The organism is Mesorhizobium sp. A623 (assembly GCF_054489405.1).
Genome location: NZ_JBTMXB010000002.1, coordinates 243,061 through 259,585, shown reverse-complemented (window position 1 = coordinate 259,585; position 16,525 = coordinate 243,061). Strand labels below are relative to the sequence as shown.

Sequence of the window (16,525 nt, the reverse complement as noted above, 5' to 3'; positions counted from 1 at the left end):
CGGCGAACCGGCTCCTGACAACCTTCTGTCAGGATGTGCCATGGGCGGCCGCGCCGGACCCGATGCCCACTTTCCATTTCGGCGGACTCCACCCATATTCAGGCCATGGCCAAATCTCCCGATACCAAAACGCCGGCGAACGACGACCGCGCAGCTTCGCCCAAGCGGCGCAGCACGATGACGGATTTCCACGACGCGTCCGAACCGCTGGAGCGCAAGGGTTTTGCCGAAGCCCCGCAGGCGGAATTTTCGGGCACGCCGCTGTCCGGCTCGATCGCCGATTGGGCCGAGCGGATTGAACGGGAAGCGGAAAACGAAGGGCGTGCACCCAAGGCAGACACCGGCAAATCGCCAAAGCCCTCTAAAAAAGTCCCCGAACGCTCGTCATCCCCCTCGCGCAGTTCGCGCGGCACCTCGATGGGCGGGGCGGCATCGGCGCGGGAACGCACCGCCGCCGGTCTCAATCCTGTCGCCGGCCTCGACATTTCCCTGGAAGATGCCGAAACCATGGCCTCCGGCGGCGTCACCGCCACCGTGGCAGCGCTGTCGGCGCTGATCGAATCGGGCAACCCGCTGCACAAGGACGGCGTGTTGTGGACACCGCACCGGCCTGCCCGCCCCGAGAAATCCGAAGGCGGCATCGCCATCAAGATGGTGTCCGACTTCGAGCCCGCCGGCGACCAGCCGACCGCGATCAAGGATCTGGTCGAAGGCATCGCCAATGACGACCGCACCCAGGTGCTGCTCGGCGTCACCGGCTCCGGCAAGACCTTCACCATGGCCAAGGTGATCGAGGAAACGCAGCGCCCGGCGCTGATCCTCGCGCCCAACAAGACGCTGGCCGCGCAGCTTTATGCCGAGTTCAAGAAATTCTTCCCGGAAAACGCGGTCGAGTATTTCGTCTCCTACTACGACTATTACCAGCCGGAAGCCTACGTCCCGCGCACCGACACGTTCATCGAAAAAGAAAGCTCGATCAACGAGCAGATCGACCGCATGCGCCACTCGGCCACGCGCTCGCTGCTGGAGCGCGACGACGTCATCATCGTGGCGTCCGTGTCCTGCATCTACGGTATCGGCTCGGTCGAAACCTATACGGCGATGACCTTCCAGATGCAGATCGGCGACCGGCTCGACCAGCGCGCGCTGCTCGCCGACCTCGTCGCCCAGCAATACAAGCGGCAGGACATCAACTTCGTGCGCGGCTCGTTCCGCGTGCGCGGCGATACTATCGAAATCTTCCCGGCCCACCTTGAAGACCGCGCCTGGCGCATCTCGCTGTTCGGCGACGAGATCGAGTCCATCATCGAATTCGACCCGCTCACCGGCCAGAAGACTGGCGAACTGAAAAGCGTAAAAATCTACGCCAACTCGCACTATGTGACGCCGCGCCCGACCTTGAATCAGGCCACGAAGTCGATCAAGGCGGAACTCAAGCAACGGCTGCAAGAGCTTGAAAAGGCTGGCCGTCTTCTGGAAGCGCAGCGGCTGGAGCAGCGCACCCGCTTCGACCTGGAAATGCTGGAAGCGACCGGCTCCTGCGCCGGCATCGAGAACTATTCGCGCTATCTCACCGGCCGTTCGCCGGGCGATCCGCCGCCGACGTTGTTCGAGTACATTCCCGATAACGCGCTGGTCTTCGTCGACGAAAGCCACGTCACCATCCCGCAGATCGGCGGCATGTATCGCGGCGACTTTCGGCGCAAGGCGACGCTGGCCGAATACGGCTTCCGCTTGCCCTCCTGCATGGACAACCGCCCGCTGCGCTTCGAGGAGTGGGATGCCATGCGCCCGCTTTCGGTGGCGGTTTCGGCCACGCCCGGCGGCTGGGAGATGGAACAGGCCGGCGGCGTCTTCGCCGAGCAGGTCATTCGCCCGACCGGCCTGATCGACCCACCGGTCGAAGTGCGCCCCGCCAAGGCGCAGGTCGACGACGTGGTCGGCGAAATCCGCGAAACGACGGCCAAGGGCTACCGCACGCTGGTGACGGTGCTGACCAAGCGCATGGCCGAGGATCTCACCGAATATCTGCACGAGCAGGGCGTGCGCGTTCGCTACATGCACTCCGATATCGACACGCTGGAGCGCATCGAAATTTTACGCGACTTGAGATTAGGCGCGTTTGACGTGCTGGTCGGCATCAATCTTTTACGCGAGGGGCTGGATATTCCCGAATGCGGCTTCGTCGCCATTCTCGACGCCGACAAGGAAGGGTTTTTGCGCTCCGAAACCTCGCTGATCCAGACCATCGGCCGCGCCGCCAGAAACGTCGACGGCAAGGTCATCCTCTACGCCGACAAGGTCACCGGTTCGATGGAGCGGGCGATGGCGGAAACCAACCGCCGCCGCGAAAAGCAGGTCGAATGGAACACCGCCAACGGCATCACGCCGGAATCGGTCAAGTCGCGCATCTCCGACATTCTGGATTCGGTTTACGAGAAGGACCATGTCCGCGCCGACATCTCGCAGTTCACCGACAGCGCCGGCGCGATGATGGGCAACAATCTGAAAGCCCATCTGGAGGCGATGGAAAAGCAGATGCGTGATGCCGCTACCAATCTCGACTTCGAGAAGGCAGCCCGCATCCGCGACGAGATCAAGCGACTGCGCGAGATGGAAATGGCCATTTCCGACGACCCGCTGGCCAAATACGCCGATATGGAAAGCCCGGTGTCGGGCCGTGAAAAAGGCAAGCACAACAAGGGCCGCGCCATCCACAAGGCGGTAGACGACAACGCGCCATCGCCGCAGGAAGCGCGCACGAAACAACGCGCCGCTACCGGCAGGTCCCTGTTCGCCAAGCCCGATCTCGACAATATGGGCCCGGGCACGGACATGCCAACGCCGGCCGGCGCGGTTTCACGCTCGCTGTTCAAGAAACAATCGGCCAGCGAGGCGCATGGCTCGGATTTCGGGATTCCCGAAGGCGGCAAAAGCTTGTTCAGGAAAAACTCGCTGGATGAGATGACCGTGCGGCGCACGGAAAAGCCGGTAGAGGGCGTGAAGCCAGCAAAGCCGGAAGACGTAAAGCCGATCGTGCGCCAGCGTGTCGGCGTCGGTTCCTATGAGGATCCGGGCGAGGCAGCGCGGCAGAAACGCCGCCCCGGCAAGACCGGCCGTCCGGGGAAATAGATTTGTCGGGAAAAGCACACCCGCACGAAGGCTCGTGCGGGTGTAAGAATTCTTCAGCTTACGAAGAAATTCTGCGTGCCGTGCGCTTCGATGGCCTCGGCCAGCCGGCCCAGCGCGTGGACATAGGCGGCGGTGCGCGCCGAAATCCCCTTTTCGCGCGACAGGTCCCAGACGGCGCGGCCTTCGCGTTCCATGATGGTGCGCAGCCGGCCGTGGATTTCCTCGAGCGTCCAGTAGAAGCCCTGACGGTTCTGCACCCATTCGAAATAGGAAACGGTCACGCCGCCCGCATTCGCCAGAATGTCCGGCAGCACGACGACGCCCTTCTTGGCGAGGATTTCGTCCGCTTCCGAAGTCAGCGGGCCGTTGGCAAGTTCGAGGATCAGCTTGGCCTTGACCGTGGCGGCATTGCCTTCATGGATCATGTTTTCCAGCGCGGCGGGCACCAGGAGATCGCAATCGACGCCGACCAGCGTGCCGGCTGCGAGATGCTCGTGGCCGCCCTGCCCGATGGTCGAGACGACCGAGCGCCCTTGCGCCTTGGCTTCCAGCAAAAGGTCGACGTGAAGCCCGACGGGCGAATACACGCCGCCTTCCGAATCCGAGACGGCGACGATCTTGTGCCCGTCCGCGACCAGCAGGCGGGCCATATGCTGCCCCGCATTGCCGAAGCCCTGAATGGCAGCGCGCATATTGTCGCCAAGGCCGAGATCGCTGGCCAGATGGCGCACCAGGTAATAGCCGCCGCGCGCCGTGGCGTCGCCGCGGCCGAGCGAACCGCCGAGCGCAATCGGCTTGCCGGTAATGACGGCCGGCGAAGACTGGCCGACGATCTGCGAATATTCGTCTTCCATCCAACCCATGATCATCGCGTTGGTGTAGACGTCGGGCGCGGGAATATCGCGATCCGGGCCGATGATGCGCGAGAAAGCCTGGATATAGGAACGCGACAGCCGCTCCAGTTCAGCCTTGGAAAGCTGGCGAGGGTCGACCTGTACGGCGCCCTTGCCGCCGCCATAGGGCAGGTTCATCACCGCGCATTTGAAGGTCATCCAGAACGCCAGCGTCTCGACCTCGTCTTCGGTGGCGTCCGGATGAAAGCGGATGCCGCCCTTGGTCGGGCCGCGCGTGTCATCATAGCGGCAGCGCCAGGCGATGAAGGATTTACGCGATCCGTCATCCATGCGGATCATCAGCCGCACTTTGGTCGTTTCTCGCGGGTATTTCAGTTTCTCGATCACATCCGCGTCGATATTGAGATGGGCGGCGGCCTCGTCCAACCGGACAAGCGCGTGGTCGAGAAGACTGACTTCTGTCATGGAACCCTCTGAGAATGAGTGTGGGATACGGGCCTGCATAATTTGTAGGCCCCGCATGCGCAATGGTTAAAACGGCATAGAGCGCTCGAACCAGACGCATCCGACCCAATGCCGGACCAAAAAATCTCCTGCGTTGTAGGAACGCGCCGCCTCCGTTCGTCCTTGGCGTGTCATGTACATCTGGAGGATACAGCAATGAACGACACGATACGGCAAGCCGACCAGCCAGCCCCCGCGAAAGTGCTTGGCGGCATGACGCCCTATATTTCGGTGAGCGGCGCGCTGAAGGCCGCCGAATTCTACGGCAGGGCTTTCGGCGCTGAAACGGTCTTCATGTTTCCGCCCGACGAACAGGGGCGGACCATGCACGTCCATCTCCATGTCAACGGTTCCACGCTGATGCTGTCGGACGGCTACCCCGAGCACGGCCACCCGGCGCTGAAACCGCAAGGCTATACGCTGCAACTGCATCTCAAGGAGAGCGAGATCGACCTCTGGTGGAAGCGCGCGGTCGATGCCGGCTGCGAAGTGACGACGCCGCTCGCCATCATGTTCTGGGGTGACCGCTGGGGCTCGCTACGCGATCCGTTCGGCGTCGACTGGGCCATGAACGCCCCCGTGAATGCCGCCTGAAACCCAACCGAAGGAGACAACAATGGCCTATGTCGATGGTTTCGTCGTTCCCGTTTCGAAGGCAAAGCTCGATGCCTACAAGGATCTCGCCCATCTGGCCGGCACGGTCTGGAAGGAACATGGCGCACTGGCTTATGTGGAATGCATCGGCGACGATGTTCCCTATGGCGAACTGACCTCGTTTCCGCGTTCCGTGCAGGCCAAGGACGACGAGGTCGTCGCCTTTTCCTGGATCGTCTACGAATCGCGTGAGAGCCGCGACGCCGTCATGGCCAAGGTCATGGCCGATCCCCGCATGCAGCCCGGCATGGAAAACATGCCGTTCGACGGCAAGCGCATGATCTTCGGCGGCTTCAAGCCGTTCATGGGGCTGTAGCGGACGGCAGCCCTCACCCCAGCCGGTCGATCAACGGTTTCAGCTTGTCGCCATAGCGTTTCCAGAGATCGACCGAGCCCTGATACATTGGCTGGCGCACTTGCGCCGCCGACGCGGTGCGCACCGCGCGATCGCTTTCGTGGAAATTCAGGCAGGCATCGCTCCACGGCAGGCCGAGATAGGCGATCAGCGCGCGCGTCTGCCCTTCCTGGTCGGCAACGAAATCCTCGTAGCGCACATCGTGCACCACGCCCGGCAGCACCGCATGCCAATGCGCCATCATGTCCGCATAGATATTGTGGAAATCGGCCAGTTCGCCAAGATCGTAGCTGTAGAGATGGCCGTCGCCACGGAAGAACGTCTTGTAGATCGACAGACACGTCGCCACCGGGTTACGCGCGCAGTGGACGATCCTGGCCTTGGGCAGCATCAAATGGAGGAAGCCGATCAGCAGGAAGTTGCCCGGCATCTTGTCGGTCACGTGCCTGTAGCCGGGATAGCGCTTGTGCAGCATGTCCAGATAGTCCTGGCCCGCGTTCGAGAAGACCTTGTCGGGCAGGTCGCGGATGCCGGCCGGAAACCCGCCCTTCATGTCGAGCGGAAATCCCTTGCCCACCGCCGTCTTCAGGATGGTCAACTCGCCCGCGCCAAAAACCTGCGGATGGCTGGCGATGATCTGCTCGACCAACGTCGTGCCTGAACGCGGCATGCCGACGACAAAGATCGGCGTATCGTCGCTGATCGCGCTCGGCTGGTGCTTTTCGAAGAACGCGGCGTCGAAGGTCTTTTTCATCGCGGCAAATTCGGCACGCGTCCTGTCGCCGTCATAGGCTATGCCCTTGCGGCGGATCGTATTGGCCTCGGCGAAATAATCGAAAGCGCGCTCATAGGCCTTCAGATCGTCGTTGCGCTTGCCCAGCCCGAAGGAAAGCTGCATCCGGTCGAAGCTGCCGGTCTCGACCTGCCCATGCAGCGCCTGGACGGCGGCAAGTTCGGCATCGGCTTCGCGCTGCCGGCTGACCTGGCTCAACATCAGCCACGACTTGGCCTGCTTTGGCGCAACCGCCAGCGCGCGCCGCAACATTTCCGCCGCCTCTGTCAGGTCGCCCTTCTCCATCAGCCCGACGCCAAGCCCGTGCAGCACTTCGGCATCATTCGGGCGGATCGACAGCGCCTCGCGAAAGACGGCGATAGCCTCGCCCAGCCGGCCCAGTTCCTGCAGCGTCTCGGCCAGCCCGACACGCGCGCGCATATAAAAGGGATTGCGCCCCATCGTGCCGCGAAACGTCTCTTCCGCCGCTAAAAACTGCCCCATGTCCTTTTGCAGGAAGCCGAGATTGTCACGCCCCGCGCCATGGTCCGGCTTGAGCGCGACGGCCTTGCGGAAATGCTCCAGCGCCGGCTGGCCGTGGCCAAGATCGCGAAGCACGGTGCCTAAATTGTTCAGGAAATCCGGGCTCTTCGGCTCCGCCCTGATCGACTTCTCGATCAACGGAAGGCCTTCCTGACTCCGCCCACCCTGATGCAGCAAAAGCCCGAGGAAATGCAGTGCCGCCGCATGATCGGCCTTGACTGAGAGCACCTGCCGGTAGAGCGCCTCGGCCTCCTGCACCCTGCCTGCCTGATGGTGCATCAGGGCTTGGCGGACATGCTGGTCCAGATTGCCGCGCGGCGGCTGGCCGGAACCCGATCCGCCGCCTGCCTTGGCCCCGTCCCGTCGTCTCAATGCCCTGTTGATGATGAACCTGCCATTTCTTGCCGTTTGCCAAGCGTAATAATGGGCCGGTCCCTTCAGCGCAACCACACCGGCGCGATCACGACACTGTCACAAGTCGATCCCAATCGGTTCTTCCCAACCGTGGCCATATGTCGGAAAAGGAGTGCACAGGACCGCTCGCGGCCGTGCTCCCGCCAACAGACAGGGACAAAACCATGCAAATCGGAATGATCGGGCTTGGCAGGATGGGCGCCAACATGGTGCGCCGGCTGCTGCGCGACGGCCATGAATGCGTCGTCTACGACATCAACGCGGCCTCTGTGGCGGCACTCGCCAAGGAAGGCGCGTTTGCCGCCGCCTCGATGGAAGAGTTTGTGCAGAAGCTGAAAAAGCCGCGCACTGCCTGGCTGATGCTGCCGGCTGCCATCACCGGGCAGAATGTCGAAAAACTTGCCGCCTTGATGGAAAAGGGCGACATCATCGTCGACGGCGGCAACTCGAACTATCGCGACGCCGTCGATCAGGCGGCAAAGCTGGACCCCAAGGGCATCAATTATGTCGATGTCGGCACCAGCGGCGGCGTCTGGGGTCTGGACCGCGGCTACTGCCTGATGATCGGCGGGCCGAAAACGGCGGTCCAGCATCTGGATTCGGTATTCGCCACCCTCGCCCCCGATCCGGATACGGCGGCGGGTTCGACTGGGGCCGGTGCAGGCACCGCGCCGCTCGGCTACCTGCACTGCGGCCCGAGCGGTGCCGGCCACTTCGTAAAAATGGTTCATAACGGCATCGAATATGGCGTCATGGCCGCTTATGCGGAAGGCCTGAACATCCTGAAATCCGCTAATGCCGGCGCTGAAACGCGCACCGCCGACGCCGAAACGACGCCGCTGGATGAGCCGCAATACTACAAGTTCGACATCGACCTCGCTGCCGTCGCCGAAGTCTGGCGCCATGGCAGCGTCATCGGCTCATGGCTGCTCGACCTGACGGCGGGCGCGCTGAAGGAAGATTCCGCCCTGACTAAATTCGGCGGGCGGGTATCGGATTCGGGCGAAGGGCGCTGGACGCTCAAGGCCGCGATCGACACCGGCGTGCCGGCCCCGGTGCTGGCGTCGGCCCTGTTCGACCGCTTCGCCTCGCGCGGCGAATCCGAATTCGCCGACAAGATGCTGTCGGCCATGCGCCTCGCCTTCGGCGGGCACGTGGAAAAGCCAAAGGACGCAAAATAGGCACGGGTGCCGGCCCCTCGGTGTTTGCCTGCACCCATGCTTTGGCGCCAGTTGGCCGATGACCTTTCGGCCAGCCGGCTATAGAGGTAGCTTGCGGGCATTCGTCCCGAAGCACGCCACAGGTGCGCGCTATCTTGCAAGTCTCACATTTCCGTGTCATAAATTTCGCGTTCGGGCATTTGCGGACCCGGAGACTGGAACGTTTGGCGCGACCTTTCCCCGATATTGTGAATCTCTGACGGCCCCGTTTTTTGGCGGGGGGTTTTAACGTGCGCGAATGCATGACCGCCAATGCAACTACCGGAACCTGCTACCGGCGACAGGCGGCGGCAGGAGCAATGACTGAACGGGTGAAGGAGTTTCCCCAAATGGCCCAGACCGGCACCGTTAAATTCTTCAACGCCACAAAAGGCTTCGGATTCATCACGCCAGACGACGGCGCCAAGGATGTGTTCGTCCACATCTCGGCAATCGAAGCCTCCGGCCTGCGCACGCTGGTCGACGGCCAGAAGGTAACCTTCGACGTCGAGCCCGATCGCATGGGCAAGGGTCCGAAGGCGGTAAATCTGCGCGCGGAATAATCGATCGTCCCGATTGCGATCCCACGAATTTGAAGGCGCGATGGCCCTCCATCGCGCCTTTTTCGTTGGAGCGCCGTGCGCCCGCTTGAACACACAAAGGACGCTCCCGCCATGATGGAGCATCGGAACAATCCGAAAACCGTCGCCACTTTTCGGTCCGATGCTCTGAAGCATTTCATGCCGGGCACCCAAAGATTTTGCTTGCCGATAGCCGGAAAATAAAGGACAAATTTCCGCATAGGGCATGAGATTGCCCAAGATGGACCTGTCGGGATCAGAGGAGATTCCCATGCCGCAGACCGGCACCGTCAAATTCTTCAATCACGCCAAAGGCTTCGGCTTCATCACGCCGGATGACGGGGAAAAGGACGTATTCGTCCACATATCTGCCGTACAGGCATCGGGGCTTCCCGGACTTGAGGATGGGCAAAAGGTGACCTTCGACACCGAGCCGGACAAGCGCGGCAAAGGCCCCAAGGCGGTCAACCTCACCATCGGCTGACGAGCCATTTTAAAGTTGGATACCTTTTTGGGCCGATGCCCTTTGCGATCGGGTGTTTTGGCGCAAGCGCCGGTCTGTTCAGCCACCGTTCAGCCACGGAATTGTAGTTATCTGCTTCAGAACGGCCCCGCGACCCTCGACCGCGAGCGGACCGACACGAAGGAGATCGTCATGAACAGGATTTTCAAGACCACGATTTTGTCTGCCGCCGTTGCCGCAATGACGCTGGCGGCCCTGCCCGCGGCCAATGCCGGCGACTGGCGGCATCGGCATAACCATCGTTCCGGCGACGCCGTAGCGGCCGGCGTGCTAGGCCTTGCAGCCGGCGCCCTGATTGGCGGCGCGCTCGCCAATCCCGGCCCTGCCTATGATGACGGCTATTACGGCGACGACTATTACGAACAGCGCCGTTACGTGCGTGTGCGCCCACGGGTCATTTACCGGAGCGACTATGCCGTGGAGCCGTGGACGCGCGAATGGGTTCGCTATTGCTCGAACCGCTATCGCAGCTTCGACGCACGCAGCGGCACATTCGTCGGCTATGACGGGCAGGAACATTTCTGCACCGCCAACTGACAGCGTCGCCTTACGGGGCGCGCAACTCGCCGATAAACGCCGCCGCCCCACGGCAGCGCGCACCTTGCCGGTAGACGCCGGGGCTACCGTCAGGCGGGCGGTGACCTCTCTCGCCGTCATGCTTGGGCTTGTCCCAAGCATCTGTGCACGTCGCCGAATAATCGGTTATTTTCAGCCATTTGAGTAGGGTCGGCAGATCCTCGGCACAAGGCCGAGGATGACGGCGGTGGGGATGCTTCTAAAGTGTGTAAACTCTCACACCAGAAACGGATTCGTACGCCGTTCATCGCCGAAACGGCCACCCGGCCCATGGCCGCACAGGAAGCCGATGTCATCGCCGAGTGGCAGCAGCTTTTCCTTGATCGAGTGGATGAGCGCGGCGTGGTCGCCGCCCGGTAGATCGGTGCGCCCGACCGATCCGCGAAACAGCACGTCGCCGACATGGGCGAACTTGGCCGCGCGGTTGTAGAAAACCACATGGCCCGGCGCATGCCCCGGACAATGAAGCACCTCGAATACATGCTGGCCGAAAGAAACGACCTCCCCTTCGGTGAGAAACCGGTCCGGCACGCAGTTGCGCACCGCGCCGGTCAGGCCAAAACGCTGCGCCTGGGCTTCGAGATTGGAGAGCAGCGGCAGGTCGGCCTCGTGCGGACCGACGATGTCGACGCCGAGCGCGTCCTTCAGCGCCATGGCGCCGCCGGCGTGATCGATATGGCCATGCGTGATCCAGATGGCCTCTGCCGTGATGCCGTTCTCTTTCAGCGCCGCAAGGATGTTCTCCACGTCGCCGCCGGGATCGACCACGACGCCGACCTTGTCGTCTGAATCGAACAGGATCGCACAATTCTGCTGGAACGGCGTCACCGGGACGATGATGGCGTTGAGTTGGCCCATGGCTTTTCTTCCGTCGTCGTTTTCAACAAAATGGGCGGCCGAAGCCGCCCATCAAGGTTTGAACGTAAAGCGTCCTGAAAATCTACTTCTTCATCGCGTTCATGACGGCACCGACGATACCGGTCAGGATCGCGCCGCCGCCAACGCCGCCAACGATATTGTTGAGGTTGAGCGCGCTGCCCACCCCTTCCACGGCTGCCGAAGCTGCTGCCGGATCGATGCCACCACCAAGCAGGCTGCCGAGAATGGCAGCACCGCCAACGCCGCCGATAGCGCCGCTGAGAAGTTTGGGAAGCTGGCCCATCGCCGCCTGCTTGACCGCCGCTCCGACGGCCTGCCCGCCTATGATACCTGTAACTACCTGAACAATGATCGGAAGAAGTGTTTCCATAATTGTTAGTCCCTCTCTAGCCAGCCTCAAGGCCACCGCATCATCAGGCGCGAATTCGGCGAAAGTCAAATGCGCAAATGCTGAAATAAAAGGGGCGGCTCGAAAACCGCCCCTGTTGCACAGAAAACTGGCGTTTCAGCTATTCCGCGGCAATCGCATGCTTGGGCTGTACGGCCGCCGAATAGGCCTCCATCAACGATTTGGCGATCTCGCCGACCTCGAATCGGTACGGGCCGATCTCGGCAACTGGCGTCACTTCGGCCGCCGTCCCGGTAAGGAAGCACTGCTCGAAACCTTCCAGTTCCTCCGGCAGGATGGCGCGTTCGATCACTTCCAGGCCGCGGTCTTTGGCCAGGCCGATGACGGTGCGGCGCGTGATGCCGTCGAGGAAACAGTCGGGCGTCGGCGTATGGATCTTGCCGTCCTTGACGAAGAAGATGTTGGCGCCCGTCGCTTCCGCGACCCGGCCGCGCCAGTCGAGCATCATCGCGTCGGCATAGCCCTTGGCCTCGGCGGCGTGCTTGGAGATGGTGCAGATCATGTAGAGACCGGCAGCCTTGGCTTTCGAGGGAATGGTGCGCGGATCGGGCCGGCAATATTCGGCGATGTCGAGGCGGATGCCCTTCAGCTTCTGCGCCGGATCGAAATAGCTCGGCCATTGCCAGATAGCGATGGCCAGGTTGATGCGGCTGTTTTGTGCGGCAACGCCCATCTGCTCGCTCCCACGCCAGGCGATCGGGCGGACATAGCCGTCCTTGAAACCCTGCTTCTTCAGCAGTGTCCGGCAGGCGTCGTCGATCTCGGCAACCGAGTAAGGAATTTTGAAGCCGAGGATGCGCGCCGATTCATGCAGCCGCTCGGTGTGCTCCGTCAGCTTGAAAATCTCGCCGCCGTAAGCCCGTTCGCCCTCGAACACGGAACTGGCATAGTGAAGACCGTGGGTCAGCACATGGACCTTCGCGTCGGCCCATTTGACGAATTCACCATTCATCCAGATATAGCCGTCAAGCTGGTCGAAGGGAACGGATGCCATGCTAACCTCCCGCGGGCTCTGCCCGCCTTCCTGTAAGGGTTGAAACTCTCTTCTCGCTCGCGATAAGCGCCGAAACCATGAAATTAGGCCGATAACCGAAGTGTGGCAAACTCAGGAAGTTTCGGAAAAACCGCCTTGCTATGTCTTTTCGTTCGCTATCGACCCAAAAGCTTGCCAAAAATTATCAGCCGCCTAAAACTATGTCAATAGTGCTGACGTATTTATGGGACCCAACTCAGGACAGCCATGCCCGAAACCAGCCACCCCAGTTCCGCAGCGATCAAGACCGCGATCGGCAACGAGGACGGCATCGACTTCGCCCTCATCGAGCTGTTCTTCTTCGCCTATCGCGATTTCACGTCCGACCCGGACGTGATCCTGGCCGACTACGACTTCGGCCGCGCCCATCACCGGGTGTTGCATTTCGTCAATCGCCGGCCGGGCCTGACCGTCGCGGAATTGCTCGATGTCCTGAAAATCACCAAGCAGTCGCTGGCGCGCGTGCTCAAGCAGTTGATCGATACCGGCCATATCGTGCAGGTGCAGGGTCCGCGCGACCGCCGCCAGCGCGAACTCTATCCGACCGAGAAGGGGCGCAAGCTGGCCTTGGCCTTGGCAAGACCACAGTCAAGCCGTATCCATGCAGCACTGGAAGGACTGGGACAATCCGATCGCGCTTCGATCGAGCATTTCCTGAAGGGAATGGTCAATCCGGAACTCCGGGCGCAGATCGACATTGTGCCCGCAAACACGTCAGGATGCAGCCATGGAGACGAATGACACCCTGGATCGATCGGCGGCGCCCGATGACGATGCACCGCATCTGCTGGTGATCGACGACGATACCCGCATCCGCAACCTGCTGAAGCAATTTTTGAGCGAAAACGGCTTCCGCGTCACGGTCGCCGGCAATGCGGACGAAGCCAGGCGCAAATTGCGCGGGCTGGATTTCGACCTCCTGGTGCTGGATGTGATGATGCCGGGCGAAAACGGCGTCGAACTCACGAAATCGCTGCGGGCGGAAAAGGACGTGCCTATCCTCATGCTGACCGCGCTGTCGGAGACCGACAGCCGCGTAACCGGCCTTTCCGCCGGCGCGGACGACTATCTGCCAAAGCCTTTCGACCCGCGCGAATTGATCCTGCGCGTCAACAACATCCTGCGGCGTGGCGGGCCGCCTTCCTCGACCAAGCTCGAGCAACTGGTCTTCGGCCCCTACACGTTCCATCTCGCCAAGCGCGAATTGAAGCGCGGCGGCGAGGTTCTCAAGCTGACCGACCGCGAACAGGAAATCCTGGCCATATTCGCCGCGCGCGCCGGCGAAACCATTCCGCGCCATGAACTGGTCGGCGACGATTCGGAGGTCGGCGAGCGCACGATCGACGTCCAGATCAACCGCCTGCGCCGCAAGATCGAGCGTGACCCCGCCAATCCTGTCTGGCTGCAGACCGTTCGCGGTATCGGCTATCGCCTGAGTGTGGAATAGCCCGAGTGTGGAATAGAATGCAGTCGGCCGGCCTTTCCCCGATGGCCGAAGGCGAGTCGTAGCCCATGGCGACCAGTGAGTTGGAGCGGCCGGGAAACAGCACGCCGCCCACGCATCACCGACGGCTTCCAAGACCGTTCCGCCGCGGCTGGCACCGCTTCTGGCGGCTTGTCTCGCTCTACATGCCCAAGCGGCTCTATGCCCGCTCGCTGATCATCGTCATCGCGCCGATGTTCCTGCTGCAATCGGTCGTCGCCTTCGTCTTCATGGAGCGCAACTGGCAGACCGTGACGCTGCTTTTGTCGCAATCGGTCGTGCGTGACATCGCCGCCATCGTCGACCTGGTCGAGACCTATCCGCACGACCTCGACTATGCCAACATCATCCGCATCGCGCAGGACCGGATGCAGTTGAAAGTCGATCTCCTGCCGCCGGACCCGCTGCCGCCGCCCGGGCCAAAACCGTTCTTTTCCATCCTGGACGAGCCGCTGTCGTCGGAAATAACCCGCCAGATCAACCGGCCCTTCTGGATCGACACCGTCGGCAACTCCAACATCATCGAAGTCCGCGTCCAACTGGAAAACAAGGTGCTGCGCGTCTTCGTGCGCCGCAGCCAGGCCTATGCCTCGAACATGCAGGTCTTCCTGCTGTGGATGGTCGGCACCTCCGTCGTGCTGCTGATGATCGCCATTCCCTTCCTGCGCAACCAGATCAGGCCGATCCTGACGTTGGCCGCCGCCGCCGAAAGTTTCGGCAAGGGGCAGCCGATGCCGCGCGATTTCCGGCCGCGCGGCGCCGAGGAGGTACGCCGGGCCGGCTTTGCCTTCATCCAGATGCGCGAGCGCATCGAGCGGCAGATCGAGCAGCGCACGGCCATGCTGACCGGCGTAAGCCACGATTTGAGAACCATTCTCACCCGTTTCAAGCTTCAACTGGCGCTGGCCGGCGGCAGGAAGGCCGACATTGAGGCGCTGAACCAGGATATCGACGACATGCAGTCGATGCTGGACGGCTATCTGGCGTTCGCGCGCGGCGAAGCTGCCGAAGACACCGGGCATTTCGATCTCAACGCCTGTTTCCAGAAACTGGCCGAAGAAGCAGCCTTTCGCCGCCGCAAGCTTTCAACGAAGATGGAGGGCAACAGCGACGTGCAGGTGCGGCCAAACGCTTTCGCGCGCCTTTTGTCCAATGTCGTGGGCAACGCCTTCCGCTATGCCAAGGCAGTCGAGATTTACGCGGTCCATCGGCGCGGCATGCTGACCATCACCATCGACGACGACGGTCCCGGCATTCCGCTGGGTAAGCGCGAGGAAGTGTTCAAGCCGTTCGTGCGGCTGGATGAGGCCCGAAACCTCGATGCCAGCGGCACCGGGCTTGGCCTGGCCATTGCCCGCGACATCGCCCGCAGCCATGGCGGCGACGTGACCCTGGACGAAAGCCCGCTCGGCGGCCTGCGCGCCGTAATCAAGATACCGGCCTGACAATAATAGGGAAACTTAGAACAGCCGGCCGCCGTCCGGCACTTTACGCTCGATGGCGCCGAGCACGACGGCCCCCTCATCATCGGGAAAGCCCAGCGTCAGCACTTCCGACATGAACGGCCCGATCTGGCGCGGGGGGAAATTCACCACGGCAAACACTTGTCTGCCGACCAGCGTCTCGGGCGCATAATATTTGGTGATCTGCGCCGACGACTTCTTCACCCCGATAACCGGGCCGAAATCGATCTTCAGCTTGATCGCCGGCTTGCGGGCTTCGGGAAACGGTTCGGCTTCCACGATCGTGCCGGCGCGGATATCGACCTTGTCGAAATCCGAAAAACCGATCTCGGGCTTGCGGGCGCTGTTCGAACTCATCGTGTTTCAGGCATTGCCGAGTGTTTCGAACAGAACGCCGGCCAGCGCATCCTTGGCGGACGTTCCCGACCAGACGACGAACTGGAACGCCTGGAAATAGCACTCGCAGGCTTCCAGCGCCGACGACAGCAGCACCTCGACCTGCTGGCTCGACGGCTCGACGCCGCCGGCAAGCAGCAGCGACTGCCGGAACATGATCGCGCCTTCCTGCTCCCACAGGTCGAAATGGCCAAACAGCATCTGCTCGTTGATCAGCGACAATAGCCGCATCACTTCCAGCGCGCGGCTCTCGGGAACCTTGATGTCGAAGGCGCAGGCCAGGTGCAGCGCCTCGAAATCCTCCATCCATGAAAAGGAAACCTGATATTCGGCCCAGCTTCCGACAACCGATATGGAAATCTCGTCGTCACCGGCGCGCTCGAACGACCAGTCGTTGTTGTGCGCCACCTGCTCGATCACGTCGACCGGATGGATGTCGCGCGAGACTTCGAGTTCGAGAAGTTCCATGAATGCTTCCTGTCGTTCTTGAACGTCACCGCGCGCTCCGCGCAACGCACACGAACAAATCTTGTCTTGAACCCAGACGATCAGGATCGCTCGACACAAAACCCCGGCCCCATCGCCCGCTGCCTGACTCGTTTCCGAATCATGCAACAAATTCAGTCTATTGATCGGGAGTCGCGTGACCAGCCTATTTTTTCACACCGCGTCATTCGCATGTGGAAAGTCGCTGTCACGCAGATTCATGCAATGCCGGTAAGGGATTCACGGCAAAGCGCTTTTTCAAGGTCTGG

The 16,525-nt window shown here is 61.8% G+C and carries 17 protein-coding genes; 10 read left to right on the top strand and 7 right to left on the bottom strand.

Annotation, left to right across the window (positions count from 1 at the left end):
- The first annotated feature begins 105 nt into the window (after positions 1 to 105).
- On the top strand, positions 106 to 3,132 hold the full coding sequence (gene uvrB / locus ACX3P1_RS03500; RefSeq protein ID WP_459078147.1) for an excinuclease ABC subunit UvrB: 3,027 nt from the start codon (positions 106 to 108) through the stop codon (positions 3,130 to 3,132).
- A gap of 53 nt (positions 3,133 to 3,185) precedes the next feature.
- Here uvrB and ACX3P1_RS03495 read toward each other — a convergent pair whose 3' ends face one another.
- Positions 3,186 to 4,451, bottom strand: a complete 1,266-nt coding sequence (locus tag ACX3P1_RS03495) for a Glu/Leu/Phe/Val family dehydrogenase (RefSeq protein ID WP_459078146.1) — start codon at positions 4,449 to 4,451, stop codon at positions 3,186 to 3,188.
- A 195-nt stretch (positions 4,452 to 4,646) separates the two neighbouring features.
- Between ACX3P1_RS03495 and ACX3P1_RS03490 the strand changes: the two genes are divergently transcribed.
- Both ACX3P1_RS03490 and ACX3P1_RS03485 read left to right on the top strand, forming a co-directional pair.
- Entirely contained in the window at positions 4,647 to 5,084 is a 438-nt protein-coding gene (locus ACX3P1_RS03490; protein ID WP_459078145.1) for a VOC family protein, read from the top strand.
- Positions 5,085 to 5,106: 22 nt separating this feature from the next.
- A complete protein-coding gene (locus ACX3P1_RS03485) occupies positions 5,107 to 5,460 on the top strand; it encodes a DUF1428 domain-containing protein (RefSeq protein ID WP_459078144.1) in 354 nt (117 codons plus the stop codon).
- A gap of 13 nt (positions 5,461 to 5,473) precedes the next feature.
- Here the strand turns inward: ACX3P1_RS03485 and ACX3P1_RS03480 are convergent, their stop codons facing one another.
- Positions 5,474 to 7,093: a tetratricopeptide repeat-containing sulfotransferase family protein gene (locus tag ACX3P1_RS03480; protein WP_459078254.1), complete on the bottom strand. Its 1,620-nt coding sequence runs from the start codon at positions 7,091 to 7,093 to the stop codon at positions 5,474 to 5,476.
- A gap of 299 nt (positions 7,094 to 7,392) precedes the next feature.
- Here ACX3P1_RS03480 and gnd point away from each other — a divergent pair, with 299 nt between their 5' ends.
- From gnd to ACX3P1_RS03460, 4 genes are all read left to right on the top strand, one after another.
- The gene (gene gnd, locus ACX3P1_RS03475) at positions 7,393 to 8,409 is read left to right on the top strand and encodes a phosphogluconate dehydrogenase (NAD(+)-dependent, decarboxylating) (RefSeq protein ID WP_459078143.1); all 1,017 of its coding nucleotides are present in this window, start codon (positions 7,393 to 7,395) and stop codon (positions 8,407 to 8,409) included.
- Positions 8,410 to 8,777: 368 nt separating this feature from the next.
- The gene (locus ACX3P1_RS03470; protein ID WP_459078142.1) at positions 8,778 to 8,990 is read left to right on the top strand and encodes a cold-shock protein; all 213 of its coding nucleotides are present in this window, start codon (positions 8,778 to 8,780) and stop codon (positions 8,988 to 8,990) included.
- 289 nt (positions 8,991 to 9,279) lie between these two features.
- Positions 9,280 to 9,492 (top strand): cold-shock protein, encoded by a 213-nt coding sequence (locus ACX3P1_RS03465; RefSeq protein ID WP_378223319.1) that lies wholly within the window; start codon positions 9,280 to 9,282, stop codon positions 9,490 to 9,492.
- Positions 9,493 to 9,663: 171 nt separating this feature from the next.
- Positions 9,664 to 10,068, top strand: coding sequence for a BA14K family protein (locus ACX3P1_RS03460; RefSeq protein WP_459078141.1), 405 nt, complete (start codon positions 9,664 to 9,666; stop codon positions 10,066 to 10,068).
- Between the two features lie 255 nt (positions 10,069 to 10,323).
- Here the strand turns inward: ACX3P1_RS03460 and ACX3P1_RS03455 are convergent, their stop codons facing one another.
- The 3 genes from ACX3P1_RS03455 to ACX3P1_RS03445 all read right to left on the bottom strand — a co-directional run bounded on the left by ACX3P1_RS03455 (position 10,324) and on the right by ACX3P1_RS03445 (position 12,389).
- A complete protein-coding gene (locus tag ACX3P1_RS03455; protein WP_459078140.1) occupies positions 10,324 to 10,965 on the bottom strand; it encodes an MBL fold metallo-hydrolase in 642 nt (213 codons plus the stop codon).
- Between the two features lie 82 nt (positions 10,966 to 11,047).
- Positions 11,048 to 11,356: a hypothetical protein gene (locus tag ACX3P1_RS03450; protein ID WP_459078139.1), complete on the bottom strand. Its 309-nt coding sequence runs from the start codon at positions 11,354 to 11,356 to the stop codon at positions 11,048 to 11,050.
- Positions 11,357 to 11,495: 139 nt separating this feature from the next.
- Positions 11,496 to 12,389: a branched-chain amino acid aminotransferase gene (locus ACX3P1_RS03445; protein WP_459078138.1), complete on the bottom strand. Its 894-nt coding sequence runs from the start codon at positions 12,387 to 12,389 to the stop codon at positions 11,496 to 11,498.
- A gap of 246 nt (positions 12,390 to 12,635) precedes the next feature.
- On the opposite strand from ACX3P1_RS03445, the gene ACX3P1_RS03440 reads away from it, so the two are divergent.
- The 3 genes from ACX3P1_RS03440 (at position 12,636) to ACX3P1_RS03430 (ending at position 15,356) form a co-directional block, all read left to right on the top strand.
- Positions 12,636 to 13,169, top strand: a complete 534-nt coding sequence (locus ACX3P1_RS03440; protein WP_459078137.1) for a MarR family winged helix-turn-helix transcriptional regulator — start codon at positions 12,636 to 12,638, stop codon at positions 13,167 to 13,169.
- On the top strand, positions 13,156 to 13,875 hold the full coding sequence (locus ACX3P1_RS03435; protein ID WP_459078136.1) for a response regulator: 720 nt from the start codon (positions 13,156 to 13,158) through the stop codon (positions 13,873 to 13,875). The genes ACX3P1_RS03440 and ACX3P1_RS03435 overlap by 14 nt, the downstream gene beginning before the upstream one ends.
- A gap of 65 nt (positions 13,876 to 13,940) precedes the next feature.
- Positions 13,941 to 15,356: an ATP-binding protein gene (locus ACX3P1_RS03430; RefSeq protein ID WP_459078134.1), complete on the top strand. Its 1,416-nt coding sequence runs from the start codon at positions 13,941 to 13,943 to the stop codon at positions 15,354 to 15,356.
- A 15-nt stretch (positions 15,357 to 15,371) separates the two neighbouring features.
- On the opposite strand, the gene ACX3P1_RS03425 is transcribed toward ACX3P1_RS03430, so the two are convergent.
- Both ACX3P1_RS03425 and ACX3P1_RS03420 read right to left on the bottom strand, forming a co-directional pair.
- Positions 15,372 to 15,731 carry a tRNA-binding protein gene (locus ACX3P1_RS03425; protein ID WP_459078133.1) on the bottom strand — a complete coding sequence of 120 codons (360 nt, stop codon included), beginning with the start codon at positions 15,729 to 15,731 and terminating at the stop codon, positions 15,372 to 15,374.
- A 6-nt stretch (positions 15,732 to 15,737) separates the two neighbouring features.
- Positions 15,738 to 16,238, bottom strand: a complete 501-nt coding sequence (locus ACX3P1_RS03420; RefSeq protein WP_459078132.1) for a type III secretion system chaperone family protein — start codon at positions 16,236 to 16,238, stop codon at positions 15,738 to 15,740.
- Positions 16,239 to 16,525: the final 287 nt, after the last annotated feature.

Excerpts from the sequence above, each read along its gene's own strand:
- ACX3P1_RS03485 (WP_459078144.1), top strand. The coding sequence starts at position 5,107 with ATGGCCTATGTCGATGGTTTCGTCGTTCCCGTTTCGAAGGCAAAGCTC.
- gnd (WP_459078143.1), top strand. The coding sequence starts at position 7,393 with ATGCAAATCGGAATGATCGGGCTTGGCAGGATGGGCGCCAACATGGTG.
- ACX3P1_RS03455 (WP_459078140.1), bottom strand. The coding sequence starts at position 10,965 with ATGGGCCAACTCAACGCCATCATCGTCCCGGTGACGCCGTTCCAGCAG.
- ACX3P1_RS03490 (WP_459078145.1), top strand. The coding sequence starts at position 4,647 with ATGAACGACACGATACGGCAAGCCGACCAGCCAGCCCCCGCGAAAGTG.
- ACX3P1_RS03420 (WP_459078132.1), bottom strand. The coding sequence starts at position 16,238 with ATGGAACTTCTCGAACTCGAAGTCTCGCGCGACATCCATCCGGTCGAC.
- ACX3P1_RS03450 (WP_459078139.1), bottom strand. The coding sequence starts at position 11,356 with ATGGAAACACTTCTTCCGATCATTGTTCAGGTAGTTACAGGTATCATA.
- ACX3P1_RS03435 (WP_459078136.1), top strand. The coding sequence starts at position 13,156 with ATGGAGACGAATGACACCCTGGATCGATCGGCGGCGCCCGATGACGAT.
- uvrB (WP_459078147.1), top strand. The coding sequence starts at position 106 with ATGGCCAAATCTCCCGATACCAAAACGCCGGCGAACGACGACCGCGCA.
- ACX3P1_RS03495 (WP_459078146.1), bottom strand. The coding sequence starts at position 4,451 with ATGACAGAAGTCAGTCTTCTCGACCACGCGCTTGTCCGGTTGGACGAG.
- ACX3P1_RS03470 (WP_459078142.1), top strand. The coding sequence starts at position 8,778 with ATGGCCCAGACCGGCACCGTTAAATTCTTCAACGCCACAAAAGGCTTC.
- ACX3P1_RS03445 (WP_459078138.1), bottom strand. The coding sequence starts at position 12,389 with ATGGCATCCGTTCCCTTCGACCAGCTTGACGGCTATATCTGGATGAAT.
- ACX3P1_RS03480 (WP_459078254.1), bottom strand. The coding sequence starts at position 7,093 with ATGCACCATCAGGCAGGCAGGGTGCAGGAGGCCGAGGCGCTCTACCGG.
- ACX3P1_RS03440 (WP_459078137.1), top strand. The coding sequence starts at position 12,636 with ATGCCCGAAACCAGCCACCCCAGTTCCGCAGCGATCAAGACCGCGATC.
- ACX3P1_RS03465 (WP_378223319.1), top strand. The coding sequence starts at position 9,280 with ATGCCGCAGACCGGCACCGTCAAATTCTTCAATCACGCCAAAGGCTTC.
- ACX3P1_RS03460 (WP_459078141.1), top strand. The coding sequence starts at position 9,664 with ATGAACAGGATTTTCAAGACCACGATTTTGTCTGCCGCCGTTGCCGCA.
- ACX3P1_RS03425 (WP_459078133.1), bottom strand. The coding sequence starts at position 15,731 with ATGAGTTCGAACAGCGCCCGCAAGCCCGAGATCGGTTTTTCGGATTTC.
- ACX3P1_RS03430 (WP_459078134.1), top strand. The coding sequence starts at position 13,941 with ATGGCGACCAGTGAGTTGGAGCGGCCGGGAAACAGCACGCCGCCCACG.